13 protein-coding genes are annotated in these 15,470 nt (G+C 52.3%); 12 read left to right on the forward strand and 1 reads right to left on the reverse strand.

Annotated elements, in window-relative coordinates; all coding sequences use genetic code 11:
• Positions 1-51: 51 nt before the first annotated feature.
• The 7 genes from LK536_RS51900 (at position 52) to xdhC (ending at position 7,360) form a co-directional block, all read left to right on the forward strand.
• On the forward strand, positions 52-924 hold the full coding sequence (locus LK536_RS51900) for a DUF3100 domain-containing protein (RefSeq protein WP_008720140.1): 873 nt from the start codon (positions 52-54) through the stop codon (positions 922-924).
• Positions 921-1,367: a hypothetical protein gene (locus tag LK536_RS51905; RefSeq protein WP_025485325.1), complete on the forward strand. Its 447-nt coding sequence runs from the start codon at positions 921-923 to the stop codon at positions 1,365-1,367. The genes LK536_RS51900 and LK536_RS51905 overlap by 4 nt, the downstream gene beginning before the upstream one ends.
• Positions 1,368-1,413: 46 nt before the next feature.
• Positions 1,414-2,724 carry an amidohydrolase family protein gene (locus LK536_RS51910; RefSeq protein ID WP_008720138.1) on the forward strand — a complete coding sequence of 437 codons (1,311 nt, stop codon included), beginning with the start codon at positions 1,414-1,416 and terminating at the stop codon, positions 2,722-2,724.
• A 122-nt stretch (positions 2,725-2,846) separates the two neighbouring features.
• The gene (locus tag LK536_RS51915) at positions 2,847-3,596 is read left to right on the forward strand and encodes a sulfite exporter TauE/SafE family protein (protein ID WP_227796827.1); all 750 of its coding nucleotides are present in this window, start codon (positions 2,847-2,849) and stop codon (positions 3,594-3,596) included.
• Positions 3,597-3,612: 16 nt separating this feature from the next.
• A complete protein-coding gene (xdhA, locus tag LK536_RS51920) occupies positions 3,613-5,940 on the forward strand; it encodes a xanthine dehydrogenase subunit XdhA (protein ID WP_227796828.1) in 2,328 nt (775 codons plus the stop codon).
• 51 nt (positions 5,941-5,991) lie between these two features.
• Complete coding sequence (gene xdhB / locus LK536_RS51925) at positions 5,992-6,882, forward strand: xanthine dehydrogenase subunit XdhB (RefSeq protein WP_008720135.1); 891 nt, start codon at positions 5,992-5,994, stop codon at positions 6,880-6,882.
• The gene (xdhC, locus tag LK536_RS51930; RefSeq protein WP_008720134.1) at positions 6,875-7,360 is read left to right on the forward strand and encodes a xanthine dehydrogenase subunit XdhC; all 486 of its coding nucleotides are present in this window, start codon (positions 6,875-6,877) and stop codon (positions 7,358-7,360) included. The genes xdhB and xdhC overlap by 8 nt, the downstream gene beginning before the upstream one ends.
• Before the next feature lie 56 nt (positions 7,361-7,416).
• Here xdhC and LK536_RS51935 read toward each other — a convergent pair whose 3' ends face one another.
• Entirely contained in the window at positions 7,417-8,073 is a 657-nt protein-coding gene (locus LK536_RS51935; protein WP_025485329.1) for a GntR family transcriptional regulator, read from the reverse strand.
• A gap of 192 nt (positions 8,074-8,265) precedes the next feature.
• Here LK536_RS51935 and LK536_RS51940 point away from each other — a divergent pair, with 192 nt between their 5' ends.
• The 5 genes from LK536_RS51940 to kdpA all read left to right on the forward strand — a co-directional run bounded on the left by LK536_RS51940 (position 8,266) and on the right by kdpA (position 15,457).
• The gene (locus tag LK536_RS51940) at positions 8,266-9,675 is read left to right on the forward strand and encodes a sodium:solute symporter family protein (RefSeq protein WP_025485331.1); all 1,410 of its coding nucleotides are present in this window, start codon (positions 8,266-8,268) and stop codon (positions 9,673-9,675) included.
• Positions 9,676-9,728: 53 nt separating this feature from the next.
• On the forward strand, positions 9,729-11,681 hold the full coding sequence (locus LK536_RS51945) for an FAD-dependent oxidoreductase (protein WP_120054974.1): 1,953 nt from the start codon (positions 9,729-9,731) through the stop codon (positions 11,679-11,681).
• A complete protein-coding gene (locus tag LK536_RS51950) occupies positions 11,668-11,940 on the forward strand; it encodes a 4Fe-4S dicluster domain-containing protein (protein ID WP_227796829.1) in 273 nt (90 codons plus the stop codon). The genes LK536_RS51945 and LK536_RS51950 overlap by 14 nt, the downstream gene beginning before the upstream one ends.
• 305 nt (positions 11,941-12,245) lie before the next feature.
• The gene (locus tag LK536_RS51955) at positions 12,246-12,935 is read left to right on the forward strand and encodes a response regulator transcription factor (protein ID WP_227796830.1); all 690 of its coding nucleotides are present in this window, start codon (positions 12,246-12,248) and stop codon (positions 12,933-12,935) included.
• A 770-nt stretch (positions 12,936-13,705) separates the two neighbouring features.
• Complete coding sequence (kdpA, locus tag LK536_RS51960) at positions 13,706-15,457, forward strand: potassium-transporting ATPase subunit KdpA (protein ID WP_227796831.1); 1,752 nt, start codon at positions 13,706-13,708, stop codon at positions 15,455-15,457.
• Positions 15,458-15,470: the final 13 nt, after the last annotated feature.

Here is a 15,470-nt window from a genome sequence, read left to right on the forward strand (position 1 = left end):
TTGTAACAGCCGGCGGGGTGAAAAAAAGCCGGCTGGAAAGGAGGGACTCTTATGAGCGGCAAAAAGAAAGAAACATATGTGTATGGTTCCTTAAAGGAACGGTTTGCGGTGGAATGGAAAATCTACGCCCTGGCATTCGTATTTATCCTGATTGCAGATAATATCGGGCAGATTAAGATTCCGGTGGGAAAGGGGATGTTCATCCTGTTCCCGATATTTTATGCGATTATCCTGGGTGTGATAAGCGGCCCGCAGGTGCTTAAGATTGTGGATAACAAGCACGTGAAGGCGGCCTCCAAGCTGGTAGTAGTGGGCATATGTCCCTTTATCGCCAAGCTGGGCATCACGGCCGGAGCCAACATCGATACCATTCTCCAGTCCGGGCCTGTGCTTCTGCTTCACGGCTTCGGGAACCTGTTAGGACCGCTGCTGGCGCTGCCAATCGCAATCCTTTTGGGAATGAAGCGGGAGGCCATCGGCGCCTGCCATTCCATTAACAGGGAGTACCATATGGCGCTGGTGAACAATATCTACGGGCCGGAATCAGCCGAGGCCAGGGGCAGCCTGTCCATCTACATTGTAGGCGGCATGGTGGGAACCATTTACTTTGGACTGATGGCCTCCGTGGTCGGTATGACCGGATGGTTCCATCCACAGGCCCTTGGCCTTGCCTCCGGTGTGGGCGCAGGCATCATGATGGCCAGCTCCAGCGCAAGCCTGTGCGCCATCTATCCTTCCTGGGCAGAGACGATATCAGCCATGGCCAGTGTGGGCGAGACCATTGCAGGAATCACTGGCATGTACATAACCATGTTCATTGCGATTCCGATGACCGATAAGCTGTACAGGATTCTGGAACCGAAGCTTGGAAAATTTGCCTTAAAGGGCAGCGAAAGTGCAGAGATTAAGGAGGGAACGGTATGAGATACATAGAATGGCTTGTATTGTTTGTAATAGCGGCATGTGGGACCGGGCTTGCCAACCTGATTGGCTATGGAGTGGGATTTGGTGATTCCATCCCAGGACTGTTGGTGCTGATTGTGATTTCCATGGTGGCGGTGGTCCTTACCAAAATCCTTCCTTTAAAGCTTCCCATCGTGGCTTACTGCTCCATCATCGGACTGATTTCCGCTTCGCCTATTTCACCTGTCCGGGATTTCGTGATCCAGGCAGCGGCCAATATCAACTTTACGGCGCCTTTTACAATGGTTGGCGCATTTGCCGGACTGGCTATCAGCGACCAGTTAAAGACATTCATCAGCCAGGGCTGGAAGATACTGATTGTTGGGATATTCGTCATGACAGGAACGTTTTTAGGCTCATGTCTCTGGGACCAGATGCTTTTGACACTGGCGGGCGTGATCTAATGTAACGCTCTGGGGCGGATTTCATGAAAAGTGAGGAGAAGATAGGATGCAGACATGCGATTTGTTGATTAAGGATGGAACTGTGTTGATAAAATCCGATGTTTTAAGCGAACATGTGGATATCGCGGTCCAGGATGGCCGCATTGTGGAGACAGGAACGGATCTGTGGAAAAAATACCAGGCGGCTGAGACAATCAGTGGAAAAGGAAAGCTTTTCATGCCCGGGCTTATAGACAGCCACATGCATACGGGCCAGCAGCTGTTAAAGGGTCTGGTACTGGATGCAAAGCCCATTATCTGGACCAGGGTCATGCTTCCCTTTGAGAGCACGCTGACGCCTGAAAAAATGCGCCTAAGCGCCCAGGCAGCGGCGCTGGAGATGATTAAATCAGGTACAACCGGATTTATTGACGCCGGAAGCTATTATATGGAAGACGCGGCCCGGGTTTATGCAGGAAGCGGGCTTAGAGGCGCCCTTTCCTATTCCACCATGGATGAGGATGGGCTTCCGGAATCCATTGCAATGGATGCGCAGGAGGCTGTAAAGCGCACGGATTCCCTGTATGACGGGTTCCATGGAAATGGAAACCTGAAGGTATACTATTCCCTGCGCGCCCTCAACTCCTGTTCCAACCGCCTGGTTGAACTGGAGGCAGGACACGCAAAGGAGCGGGGCACCATGCTTCAGGCCCATATGAACGAGTACATGGGCGAGGTGAATGGAATCATCAAGCGGGAAGGCATGCGCCCGTATGAATACCTGGAGAAAATGCAGGTGCTTGGCAGTAATTTCCTGGGAGCGCACAGCCTGATCCTTTCCGATGAGGAGATGGCCCTTGTGAAGGAGCGCGGGGTGAAGACCTGCCACTGCCCGTTCAGCAACTGCGGCAAGGCGGTGCCGGATACGCCGAAGCTCCTGGAGATGGGAATCCCTGTGGGGATGGGAACGGACGGGGCTGCCCACGGAGGTTTAAGCCTGTGGAATGAGATGAAGATATTCCGTTCCGTCATGAACATTTTCCATGGCGTACCCAACAATAATCCAAAGGTCATGCCTGCGGAGACTATTTTTAAGATAATCCTGGAAGGCGGGGCGGCTGCCCTTGATGAGGAAGGGAACCTGGGACGGCTGGAGGCTGGATATAAGGCGGATTTCATCAGCATCAATATGAACCAGGCCCATCTGTGCCCCACTGGCAATAAGCTGCGCACCCTGTTTGAGTGTGTGGGCGCAGGGGATGTGGCGGATATGGTTGTAGGCGGCAGGCTGATCATGAAGGATAGGGAAGTGCTCTCCATGGATGAGGAGCGCATCCTGTATGAGTCGGGAAAATATATGGAGACATACGGAGCATAGCAGAAAGACAAAGCATAGCAGAAAGACAGGACATAGTAGAAGGACAGAACATAGTAGAAAGACAGGACATAGTAGAAGGACAGAACATAGTAGAAAGACAGAACAAGGAGGATGACTGGGTCATGGTATTCTGGCTGATTGTTGTGGCAACGAACCTGGTGGTGGGCGCATTTGTAGGACTTACGGGAGTGGCGGGATTTCTTCTGCCTATTGTATATACGGGGCCGCTGGCCATGGGGGTGACGGAGGGGCTGGCCTTAAGCTTTGCGGCCTTCATCGTATCAGGCGCCCTTGGCTCGGTGAATTATAAAAAGGCGGGGAACCTGGATATCCCGTTCGGTATCCGGCTCAGTATAGGAAGCCTGGCAGGCGCCATTCTGGGGGTGAAGCTGAACCTGGTCATACCGGAATCCGTTGTCAAAGTCATCCTCTATGTGGTGGTCCTCCTGTCAGGTATCTCCATCCTTCTAAGAAAGGATAAGAAGGACGGGGATGGCAAAAAGGGTTATGTGATATCCGAACACCTGGCGGCCACCCTGGCTCTGGGATTTGTCACAGGCGCTGTCTGCGCCCTGTCCGGCGCCGGCGGCCCGGTCCTTGTGATGCCCCTGCTGGTGGTGCTGGGAATCGGCATCAGGACAGCGGTGGGGGTGGCGCTGTTCAACTCGGTCTTCATCGGGATTCCCGCCTGCATCGGCTATATGATGCAGTGCGATGTAACGTCCATCCTGCCGGTGATGGCGGCAGCCCTGGTGTTCCACGGAATCGGGGTTATTTATGGAAGCAGGAACGCGGTGAAGATTAACCAGGACCTGCTGAAAAAAGGGATTGCGGTATTTTCTATTTTGATTGCCATCTGGAAATTGTTGTAGAGTCGGAGGATTTGTCATGAACATAGTTGGTAAAAGCGTAAACCGTGTGGATGCTTACGGGAAAGTGACCGGGGAAGCAAAGTATACGGCTGATTTGGAACCAAAGGACTGCCTGTGTGCCAAGGTGGTGCATTCCACCATTGCCAATGGACTGGTTAAAAGCTTTGATTTGGAGGAAGCGCTTAAGGTGCCTGGGGTTGTGAAGATCGTCACCTGCTTTGATGTGCCGGATTACCAGTTCCCCACTGCCGGACATCCGTGGAGTGTGGAGAAGGCCCACCAGGATATTGCCGACAGAAAGCTTTTAAACCAGAGGGTCAGGCTGTACGGGGACGATATAGCTGCTATCATAGGGGAAAATGAGGTTGCATGCCAGCAGGCGGCAAGGCTCATCAAGGTGGAGTATGAAGAATATGACCCCCTAGTGACCGTCAGACAGGCCATGGAAGAGGGCGCCACCCCTCTCCATCCTGATTTGAGGAAGGATAATGTGATTGTCCATTCCCACCTGACCATGGGGCCAAAGGACTTTACCTTTGAGGATGGCCTTAAGGCGGCAGAAGACGCCTATGGGAAGGACCAGCTCACCGTGATTGAAAGGGATTACCATACGCCCCGTATTTCCCACTGCCATATAGAACTGCCTGTTTCCTGGGCTTATGTGGAACCCAATGGGAAGATTACGGTTACTTCCTCCACACAGATTCCCCATATTGTAAGGCGGGTGATTTCCCAGGCCCTGGGAGTCCCGGCCGGGCGCATAAGGGTGATTAAGCCCTATATCGGCGGGGGCTTTGGCAACAAGCAGGATGTTCTGTACGAGCCTTTGAACGCATATCTTACCACTGTGGTGGGCGGACGTCCGGTGCGACTGGAAATCAGCCGGGAGGAAACCATCTATGGAACCAGGACCCGCCATGCCATCGACGGGTCATGTAAGGCGGTTGTGACAAAGGACGGGAAAATGCTTGCCAGGAAGCTGGAGGCTTATGCCAACAACGGGGGCTATGCGTCCCACGGCCATGCCATCTGTGCCAACTGCGGCAATGTGTTTAAGGATATTTATGCGGACCGGCTGGGAGCTGAGATTGACTGCTATACGGTATGGACCTCCACTGCCACTGCGGGAGCCATGCGCGGATATGGCATTCCGCAGGCCGCATTTTTCTCAGAAGCCCTCACCGATGACATATGCCATGCCATTGGAGCGGACCCGCTCAGGTTCAGGCTGGAGAACTGTATGCCGGAGGGCTTCGTGGACCCTGCCAACGGAATTACCTTCTACTCCTATGGCCTTAAGAAGTGTATGGAGAAGGGCGCTGATTATATCGGTTGGGATGAAAGGCGCAGGGCCTATGCCAATCAGACAGGGCCGGTAAGACGGGGAATCGGAATGGCGATTTTCTGCTATAAGACAGGGGTGTACCCCATTTCCCTGGAAACTGCTTCTGCCAGGATGATATTGAACCAGGACGGTTCCATCCAGGTACAGCTGGGAGCCACTGAGATCGGACAGGGAGCGGACACCGTATTCTCCCAGATGGCGGCCCAGACAACGGGAATCAGCTTTGAACACGTATACATCGTATCCACCCAGGATACGGATACGGCCCCCTTCGACACGGGCGCCTATGCGTCGCGCCAGACTTACGTGTCCGGCATGGCGGTGAAAAAATGCGGTGAGGCGTTAAAGGCAAGGATTCTTGATTACGCCAGCTTCATGCTGGATGGACGGCCCGTGGATGAACTGGATGTGGACCATGATTTTGTCATCGAGAAGGAAACGGGGAAGGAGCTTATCGACATGCCGACCCTGGCGGTCACTGCATTCTATTCCCTGGAGCGCTCGGAGCATATCACGGCAGAGGTGACAAACCAGTGCAGGGATAATTCATTTGCCTCGGGCTGCTGCTTTGTGGATGTGGAGGTGGATATGCCTCTTGGCAAGGTGACGGTGAAGGAGATTGTCAATGTGCATGATTCCGGTATGCTGATGAACCCCAAGCTGGCAGAGGCACAGGTCCACGGAGGCATGTCCATGGGGCTTGGATACGGATTATCGGAGGAATTCATTTACAGTGATAAGGGTAAGCCGCTCAATGACAACCTGCTGGATTATAAGATCCCAACCGCCATGGACACCCCGGACCTGAACGTGAAGTTCATCCAGTTAGACGACCCCACCGGACCTTACGGAAATAAGTCCCTGGGCGAGCCGCCCACAATCCCGGTGGCCCCGGCCCTGCGCAATGCCGTGCTCCATGCGACCGGGGTTGCCATGGATACCATACCCATGACGCCTCAGCGGCTCATCGGGGCGTTCCAGGAAAAAGGGCTTATCTGAAATGTGCCGGGGATGACCGGTCAGAATTAGTCAATAGCAAGGAGAGTCATTATGTTTGATATAAAGTCATTTTATGAAGCCAAATCAGTTGAGGATGCGGTGGCAGCCCTCAGCGCTGACCCGGATTCAGAGGTCATCAGCGGGGGCACGGATGTGCTCATACGTGTCAGGGAAGGGAAGGATGCGGGAAAGGGCCTTGTATCCATCCATAATATCCCGGAATTAAAAGGCGTGGAAATGGATGCGGATGGGACAATCATCATTAAGCCGGCAACCTCGTTTTCCCATATAACCAACCACCCCATGATTCAGAAGCACCTGAATATGCTGGGCCTTGCCGTGGACCAGGTGGGCGGGCCCCAGGTCAGGAATACGGCCACCATTGGCGGCAATATATGCAATGGGGCCACCTCGGCGGATTCCGCCTCCACCATGTGCGCGCTGAACGCAGTGGTGGTGCTTGAGGGGCCGGAGGGCGTCCGGGAGATACCTGTGACCGAGTTCTACACAGGCCCCGGAAGGACCGTGAGGAAACAGAATGAAGTCTGTACCGCCTTCAGGATTGCCAGGGAGGATTATGAGGGCTGGGAAGGCTGCTATATCAAGTACGGCAAGCGTAAGGCCATGGAGATTGCCACCCTTGGCTGCGCGGTAAGGGTTAAGCTGTCTGAGGATAAAACCGTGATTGAGGATGTGCGCCTGGCATACGGCGTGGCCGCGCCTACGCCGGTGCGGTGTTATGAGGCGGAGGCGGCGCTCCGGGGAAAGATGGTCAGGGACGCCTCCATCTATGATTTATTTGCAGAAACCGCCCTGTCCCAGGTGAATCCCAGGACGTCCTGGCGGGCCAGCAGGGAGTTCCGGCTCCAGCTGATTAAGGAGCTGGCAAGGCGCGGACTCAAGGAATCCATTCTTCTGGCAGGAGGTAATATAGATGCTTAGACTGATTGATCTGAAGATAAACGGAAAATTGAGACAGGTTTCCGTGGATGAGCGGGAGTCACTGTTAGACACCCTGAGAAACCTTGGATATACATCGGTGAAAAAGGGCTGCGAGGTCGGGGAATGCGGCGCCTGCACCGTGCTGGTGGACGGCGAGGCCGTGGATTCCTGCATCTATCTGGCCATGTGGGCGGACGGCAGGAATGTCATGACCGTGGAAGGATTAAAAGGGCCAAACGGCGAGCTGAGTCCCATCCAGAAGGCGTTTATAGAGGAAGCAGCTGTCCAGTGCGGATTCTGTACCCCGGGTCTGATCATGTCCGCGGTGGAAATCGTGGGCACCGGGAAGAAGTATGACAGGGAAGAGCTGAAGAAGCTGATATCCGGCCACCTCTGCAGGTGCACGGGGTATGAGAATATCCTGAATGCCATGGAGCGGATTGTGGAGGAGACATATAAAGTAGTTGGGAAAGAATAAGATAACAGATGGTTTCTGTGGGGCGGAGGCGCGCGGCAGATGGCGGGAATGAATTTTCAAACACGCCCAGGCTGCTTCCGGGCAATCTCCATGGCAAATTCCAGGGAATGGCTCAGATGCTCTTTCATCATAGCCACGGCCCCCTCATACTGTCCTGTTTCATACAGGCTGAAAATCATATGGTGTTCTTTTAAAATCAGGTCCTGCTTCGGGGCCTGTTTTTCATACTGGTAGGCCAGGATGGACATCTGGCTGCGCATGCGCTGGGCGGAATGGACCAGGCGGCTGTTCTCACAGTAGTCATAGAAAATCAGGTGGAAACGGTCTGAGTAGTCCTGCCAGCTGGGGGAGGCCAGGTCACAGGCATCCATCCGGGAAAGGTTTTCACGCAGTTCACTGAGGATGGGCTTCTGGTCCGGACAGCGGGAGGCATAGCTTACCGCCAGGCTGTCAAGGTCGCCCATGAACTGGTAGATTTCCTTTACATCTGTTTCATCCAGGCTGACAACGGACACGCCTATGTTGGAATAATAGGAGGCAAGCTGTTCTTCAGCCAGGCGGGTCAGGGCTTCCCTGATGGGGGTGGAACTTACGTGAAAGCGTTCCTGGAGTATCTTCAGGGTCAGCTTGGAACCGCAGGGAATGGCCTGGGTTACTATATCATTTCTCAATATCTCATATATCTGTTCGGACAGGGTCTTTTTTAAATCCATGGTCAGCTGCCTTTCATATTAGATGGGGATAGCTATCATTTTATCACAGGGAATTGTCAGAATGCAATGATAAAGAAGAACCATCTATATTTATTTGACATTTTGCAAAATGCATATTGCCAAATAATACCTTTGATGGTAAAATACACATGGGCTTTAATGGTTTAAAGTGAAAAAGAAAGGAATCATGGTATGGAAAAGGAAAAAATAGTTGTAGTGGTTTGTGTCATTTACTTTGCAGCAATGATCCTGATAGGGATAATCGCTGCAAGAAGGAATAAGGCAACTTCTGATTATCTGGTGGCGGGAAGGAAACTGAACGTGACCATGACCGCCATTACGCTGGCAGCAGTACAGATCGGGGTGGGTATCGTGCTCAGCAGCGCCACCAATGGCTATGACCTGGGCGTATGGCCGGGTATGTATTATGCATTTGGATGCGGCGGAGGTCTGATCATAGCGGGACTTGTAACAACAAAGAAACTCAGGGAGCAGGAAGGCTATGTGCCCCTGGATTATTTTGCACAGCGCTATGGGGAGAGCAAGGCAATCCGGCTTTGGGCCTGGATTAGCAATGTGCCCAGCCTTCTGGGTATTTTCATTGCGCAGCTGCTGGCGTCCGGCGGTATCCTGGCTGGTTTCGGCATCCCGTTTAAGACCGGGGTTGTGATTACGGCAGTGGTAATCCTTATCTACTGTACCGTGGGCGGCATGTGGGGCGTTGTGCTGACCGATGTGGCCCAGACAGCCATCATTGCAGTGGGTGTGCCAATCCTGGCAGTTGCAATCCTAATCCGTTATGTGGGGGCCGGGGGAAGCATTGGGGAGATTTTTGCAACGCCGTTCATTCCGGCAGGAATGGGTTCAAGGTTCATATACCTGGTACTGCCGTTCCTGCTGTCCATATCCGTGTCCTATGACGCCTACTCGCGCATACAGTCATCCAAAGACGCAAAGACAGCAAGGATTGGCTGTATCATAGGCGGTATCCTGGTCATCATCATAGGCGCGTTCTGTTCCACCATCGGCGTGGCGGCAAGGAGCCTTTTCCCGGGCGTGACAGACGGCATTTTCACCATAGCGGCCACCGGCGTCCTGCCTCCTGTGCTGGCAGGCATCGTGATTGCGGCCATACTGGCGGCAGCCATGTCCAGCGCCAACTGTGTGATCCTGTCCATGGGCGCGTCCTTTGCAAGGGACTTTTATAATAAGTTCCTTCATCCGGAGGTGGACGACCTGGACAAGCTTCCAAAGTCAAAGCTGATCTCCCAGGTAACGGTGTTCCTGGGCAGCCTGGCAGGTATTTTCTTTGCCTTCCATATGACGGACATATTGGACGCCATGATTATTTTCAATTATCCGTATATGGGCAGCCTGCTGATTCCGTTGCTGGGCGGACTGGTATGGAAGGGGGCCACAAGAAGGGGGGCGTTTGCGGCAGCCATTGCGGGCGGCATCGTGGGGGTAGTGTCCTTCCTGTTCGGCATACCAGGACCTTTATATGGGAAAATGAACACAGACCTTTCACTTTTAATCGCATATACGGTTTCAGCCGTATTCCTGATCCTATTCAGCATGGCTGACCGGAAAGGAAAGAATTAAGTCATACGATAGATTGTATATCAGGGCGTGTTTGAACACAGAAAAGAGGTAATATGTCAGATATGAAATGGCCTTATCCCAACGAAATGGACCAGGAGGAGCAGATATCAGGTGACGTCCTTGTCCTGGGGGGCGGTATGGCGGGCTGTTATGCAGCCATTGCAGCGGCCCGGAAGGGAAAAAAGGTAATATTAGTAGAAAAAGGAGCCACGGTCCGCAGCGGCGCAGCGGGAAGCGGTTTTGACCACTGGGAGTCAGCCTGCACCAACCCCTGCTCCAAAGTAACGGCAGAGGAGATTGCCAATGCCTACATAGATGAGCAGGATGGATACAGCAATGGGATTGCCCACTACATTGAATGTCAGGAGGGCTGGCACAGGCTTAAGGATATGGAATCCTTTGGGGGCAAGATCAGGGATACCCAGGGTGAATTCGCGGGGGCGGATTTCCGGGATGGGAAGACCGGGCTGATGTTTGCCTATGACTATGAGAATAAATTTACAATCCGCGTCTGGGGAAGCACCTTTAAACCGGCTCTTTATAAGGAGTTAAGACGCCTGGGCGTGGAAATCCATGACAGGACCGAGGCAACGGCATTGCTGGTAAAACAGGAAAATGGCAGCAGGCGCTGCATCGGCGCCATGGGTATGGACGTACATACGGGGAAGTTCCTGGTGTTCAGCTCCAGGACAACGGTCCTTGCCATGTCAAGGCCGGCCAGAATCTGGCTCTTTGATTCAGATCAGGTAGGTTTAAGCGAATTCCGTCCAACCCAGAGCATTGGCAGCGGCCACGCCATGGGCTACCGGGCAGGGGTTGAGTTTACCATGATGGAGAAATCCGTGCGTGGGGAGTTTTCAGCCGCAGGCAGAAGCTTTCCGCCCTACAGCACGGGGAATAACCATAATACCTGGTATGCGGCCACCATGGTGGATGCCAGGGGCCGGGAAATCCCGTATGTGGACCGGGATGGGAATGAGCTTAAGACCGTAAAAGAACGGTATTATCCGGCCAAAGGACAGAAGTTTTTCCTGAAGGGCGGGGTGATTGACAATCCCAAGTATGAGTACCGCGGGCCTGAGACACTGGAATTTGAGGAACTGATGAGGCGCGGATACCAGCTGCCGTTCTATGCGGATTTAAGCAGGATGCCGGACGAAGAGCGCCGGGTCATCTGGGGCATGATGGTGGGTGAGGAAGGCAAGACTAAGATTCCGGTCCTGGAGAATTTTACAGAGCGTGGGTTTGACCCTGCAAAACACCGTCTCCAGTCCTATGGGACGGGCTGGCAGTCAGCTGCCTTCCTGGCACAGGAGCGCCAGCTGTTCGGCGCGCCCGGAGGCATTTTCCATGACTGGGATTTAAAGACCAACATTGATGGGCTTTATGCTGCCGGAGACCAGCTGTACGCATCGGACTGCTGCGGATTTGCAGCTGCAACCGGGTATTACGCGGGGCGGAAGGCGGCAGCGGCCTGCCATGGGCTTGAACCGGCAGCGCCGGACCGGGCGGATGTGGAGCGGGAGAAGGAACGGCTTTATGCCCCGCTTTTTGTGGAGGACGGAATGGACTGGAGGGAGCTTAACAAGGCGGTCTCCAAGGCCATGCAGAATTACTGCGGAGGCGTGAAGAATGACATGCTGCTGACCCAGGGACTGGAACTGCTGGAAAGCTATGAAAGGGAATATGTACCCGCCCTCTCATGCTCCAACCCCCATGAATTGATGCGTGCCCATGAGGTAATGGATATCTTAGAGGTATGTAAGCTGATCATCAACTCCTGCCTGCTGCGCAGATCCAGCTCCGTGCCTCTTTGCTTTGAGCGCAGCGATTATCCGCAGACGGATCCGGAAGAAGACCAGTGCTTCATCACCATTTACCAGGAGGACGGGGAAATCCGCAGCAGAAGGGTGCCAAAGCGGTATTACGGGGATGTGAAGGCCGGGTATGAAGCCTGCAACCAGGACTATATAAAGGAGGAGGCTGGGTTGTATGAAGAAAATTGAATTTCAGGCAGAACCGGTGTCATGCAGCGTGAAGCCCCTGTCCTTTGATGATAAGCTTTGTATTGGCTGTAACCAGTGTGCATCCGTGTGCCAGGTGGATATCATGATTCCTTCATCGGAAAAGGGGAAGCATCCCGTGGTGATGTATCCGGGGGAGTGCTATTACTGCGGCTCCTGCGTCATGGCCTGTCCGGTTAAGGGGGCCATACATCTGAGGCATCCGCTGATGAACCAGACCAAGTTTGTGGGAATTGATTAAGGATGACCGTATCAAATCAAATATAATAAAGCAGAAGCTGGCTCCGGAATGATGTGATTTTGTCAGATCAGTCCGGGGGCCAGCTTTTTTGTGTTGTAAAAAAGTATTCACAGGATATTTATATCATAGGAAAAATGGCATATGGCTTTTTAACGTACAGTTCTGGTATTTTATAGAAACAGGCTAACTGGGACAAGGCTGGCTAGGGCAAGTCTGGAGGGGCCAGACCGGAAACCCGGATGGCCGGAATCTGGGGACAGCAGGTATTCCGGGAAGGAAAGAGGCATCCAGGAGGTGGAAGGAATATGACTCAATACACGGTTCTTATAATCCATAATGATGAAATCATGCAGAAGCTTATTGAAAATACGTCAGATACGGAGAATTACCGGTTCCACCAGGCTGAGAACGGTCTGGGAGGCCTGTCATTTTTCTATGCAGGGCATCCGGATATCGTACTGCTTGACCTGGTCCTTCCTGACATGGATGGAATGGATGTGCTGAAGATGATCCGGCAGGAATCCGGGACCCCGGTCATTATTGTGACATCCAAAACAGAAGAAGCCGTCATGGTGGAGGCTTTGGACTGCGGGGCTGATGATTATGTGGCAAAGTCCTGCCATGCAGAGGAACTTATGGCGCGTATCAGGGCCGCCCTGAGGCACAGGGAGGACCAAAGACCGGTGAAGGATGATACATTCCGCATGGATTACCTGGAGATTGATTTTGAAAAGAGAAAGGTTTATGTCCATGGGAAACAGGTCCATTTGACACCGGTGGAATATAAGATCCTGATCCTTATGGTGACAAATAAGGGAAAGGTCCTGACAAACAGTTACATCCAGCAGGAAATCTGGGGAAATGATGACACCGGGGACTACAGAAGACTCCGGGTATTCATGGCCAATGTCAGGAAAAAGATAGGGGACCAGACCGCACATTCCAGGTTTATCAGGACGGAAATCGGCGTGGGGTACAGGTTTGCGGATGAATAGCCATATTCCGCTGGCGGACCGGACTGCACGGTGGGGAACGAGGATTAAGGCAGATTGGGCTGGATATAAGGGGGGAGGGAGGTAAGGTCTGATTCGGGACTAAATTAGGGATAAATAAGGGATAAACAAGGACGATAGGGATAGATTAGGAATAAATTTAGAACTAAAGCAGGAATAAATTAGAACAAAATCAGGACAAAATGAGGCGGAGGCCATGCAGTATCAATTACAACTGTATGGCCTCCGCCTCAAACATACTTATACATTAAACATACTTACATATTAAAGCTACTTACATATTAAATCTACTTACACATTAAAGCTACTTACACATCAAATCCATTTCACATCAAATCCATCTACCAATCTATTCTAAGACATCCATATAAGAAACCTTAACCCTATTGCTAACGCGGAAACCACGGTCATTATACCCAAACAGGCCAGGTCCTTTTTTATCTCTTTCATCATATATGGTCACCTCCTTTGAGATACCTTCAGTCTAGTACCGAAGGCTTAAAGATTCCATATGCAGTTTCCGGTACGGCATTAAGTTATCATTAAGACCGGGATATCCCTTGGCGTATTTATAGATTCTTTATAAAAAGGACCCGGCTATGGTATGGAATCTTTATTCCCACGTGTGATACCATACCCCTATCTTAAAACGAGGAGGAAAAATCGATGTCAGTACTGTTAGGTATCATAGGTGTAACCGCAGTTTTCCTGTTGGCCTATCTGGTCATTATACTATTGAGAGGTGATAAACAATGATGAATGTAACGGTACAGATGGTTGTGTATTGTGTAATACTTGTACTGCTGGCAATACCCCTTGGACGCTATATGGGTAAGGTTATGAATGGGGAACATGTTTTCCTCTCAGGCGTATTGCAGCCGGTTGAGCGCGTGATTTACAGGGTGCTTAAAATAGACCCGGATGAGGATATGGACTGGAAGAAGTATTCGGTCTGTGCAGCGGTTTTTAGTGTGCTGAGCCTGTTTGTCCTGTGGGCCATCCTCTGTTTCCAGAAGTTCCTTCCGCTGAATCCGGAAGGGATTGGGGGCACGAGCTGGCACCTGGGCTTTAACACGGCAGCAAGCTTTACCACCAATACCAACTGGCAGGCTTATTCAGGAGAATCCACACTGAGCTATTTCAGCCAGATGCTGGGACTGAATTTCCAGAACTTCGTGTCAGCCGCAATCGGGATTGCGGTCCTGTTTGCCCTGATCAGGGGATTTGTGAGGGTAAAGAAAACAGGTATCGGAAACTTTTATGCGGATATGACAAAGACGGTCCTTTACATACTGATTCCTCTGTCAATGGCTGTATCCCTTGTCATTGCATCACAGGGAGTGCCCCAGACGTTTAAACAGTATGATGAAGTACAGCTGCTGGAGCCGGTGGTGGTGGAAAATGAAGACGGCACCACAACAGAAGTGACCAAGGCAGTGGTTCCCTTGGGTCCTGGCGCAAGCCAGATTGCCATCAAGCAGCTGGGGACCAACGGAGGCGGGTTCTGGGGCAATAACTCGGCCCATCCGTTTGAGAACCCCACCCCCCTTTCCAATTTGTTTGAAATGATTTCCCTGCTGCTGATTCCTGCAGGACTCTGCTTCACCTTTGGACGCAATGTAAAGGATAAGCGCCAGGGAATCGCCATCTTCCTTGCCATGTTCATCATGCTGGCGGTGGCCCTTGTGATTGTGGGCTATAATGAGCAGGCGGGCACGCCCCAGCTGGCCCAGGACGGCTCCGTATACATGGGGACCGAAGGACAGGCAGGAGGCAACATGGAAGGCAAGGAGACAAGGTTCGGCATCGCCACTTCTGCTACCTGGGCAACCTTTACAACGGCTGCTTCCAATGGTTCCGTCAACTCCATGCATGACAGCTACACGCCCCTTGGCGGACTTGTCCCGATGCTTCTGATGCAGCTGGGCGAGGTGGTATTCGGAGGAACGGGCTGCGGGCTGTACGGCATGATCGGATTTGCCATCATGACCGTGTTCATAGCAGGATTGATGGTGGGCCGTACGCCGGAGTACCTGTGTAAGAAGATAGAGCCTTTTGAAATGAAGATGGCAGTCCTTGTATGTCTGGCAACCCCCATTGCCATCCTGGTGGGCAGCGGGATTGCAGCCCTGCTTCCTTCCACCCATGACAGCCTGAATAACCCGGGCGCCCATGGACTGTCCGAGATGCTGTACGCATATTCATCCGCAGGCGGCAATAATGGTTCGGCGTTTGCAGGATTCAATGCAAATACCCCATTCCTAAATGTGAGCATTGGACTGGTCATGCTTTTTGTAAGATTCCTGCCAATGTTCGCGACACTGGCTATCGCAGGCAGCCTGGTGGGCAAGAAGAAGGTAGCGGTAAGCTCCGGCACCCTTCCCACGCACAATGCCATGTTTATATCCTTACTGATATTTGTTGTGCTGTTAGTAGGCGCTCTCAGCTTTTTCCCGGCATTGTCACTGGGACCGGTTGCTGAGTTCTTCCAGATGATAGCTTAGGGAGGTCAATGAG

This window comes from Clostridium pacaense, assembly GCF_020709765.2.
GTDB classification, from domain to species: domain Bacteria; phylum Bacillota; class Clostridia; order Lachnospirales; family Lachnospiraceae; genus Enterocloster; species Enterocloster hominis.

What these genes read in the sequence shown, in the direction of transcription:
- LK536_RS51900 (WP_008720140.1), top strand. Translation starts at nt 52, where the DNA reads ATGAGCGGCAAAAAGAAAGAAACATATGTGTATGGTTCCTTAAAGGAA.
- LK536_RS51915 (WP_227796827.1), top strand. Translation starts at nt 2,847, where the DNA reads ATGGTATTCTGGCTGATTGTTGTGGCAACGAACCTGGTGGTGGGCGCA.
- LK536_RS51950 (WP_227796829.1), top strand. Translation starts at nt 11,668, where the DNA reads ATGAAGAAAATTGAATTTCAGGCAGAACCGGTGTCATGCAGCGTGAAG.
- LK536_RS51940 (WP_025485331.1), top strand. Translation starts at nt 8,266, where the DNA reads ATGGAAAAGGAAAAAATAGTTGTAGTGGTTTGTGTCATTTACTTTGCA.
- LK536_RS51935 (WP_025485329.1), bottom strand. Translation starts at nt 8,073, where the DNA reads ATGGATTTAAAAAAGACCCTGTCCGAACAGATATATGAGATATTGAGA.
- LK536_RS51955 (WP_227796830.1), top strand. Translation starts at nt 12,246, where the DNA reads ATGACTCAATACACGGTTCTTATAATCCATAATGATGAAATCATGCAG.
- xdhB (WP_008720135.1), top strand. Translation starts at nt 5,992, where the DNA reads ATGTTTGATATAAAGTCATTTTATGAAGCCAAATCAGTTGAGGATGCG.
- xdhA (WP_227796828.1), top strand. Translation starts at nt 3,613, where the DNA reads ATGAACATAGTTGGTAAAAGCGTAAACCGTGTGGATGCTTACGGGAAA.
- xdhC (WP_008720134.1), top strand. Translation starts at nt 6,875, where the DNA reads ATGCTTAGACTGATTGATCTGAAGATAAACGGAAAATTGAGACAGGTT.
- LK536_RS51905 (WP_025485325.1), top strand. Translation starts at nt 921, where the DNA reads ATGAGATACATAGAATGGCTTGTATTGTTTGTAATAGCGGCATGTGGG.
- LK536_RS51945 (WP_120054974.1), top strand. Translation starts at nt 9,729, where the DNA reads ATGTCAGATATGAAATGGCCTTATCCCAACGAAATGGACCAGGAGGAG.
- LK536_RS51910 (WP_008720138.1), top strand. Translation starts at nt 1,414, where the DNA reads ATGCAGACATGCGATTTGTTGATTAAGGATGGAACTGTGTTGATAAAA.
- kdpA (WP_227796831.1), top strand. Translation starts at nt 13,706, where the DNA reads ATGATGAATGTAACGGTACAGATGGTTGTGTATTGTGTAATACTTGTA.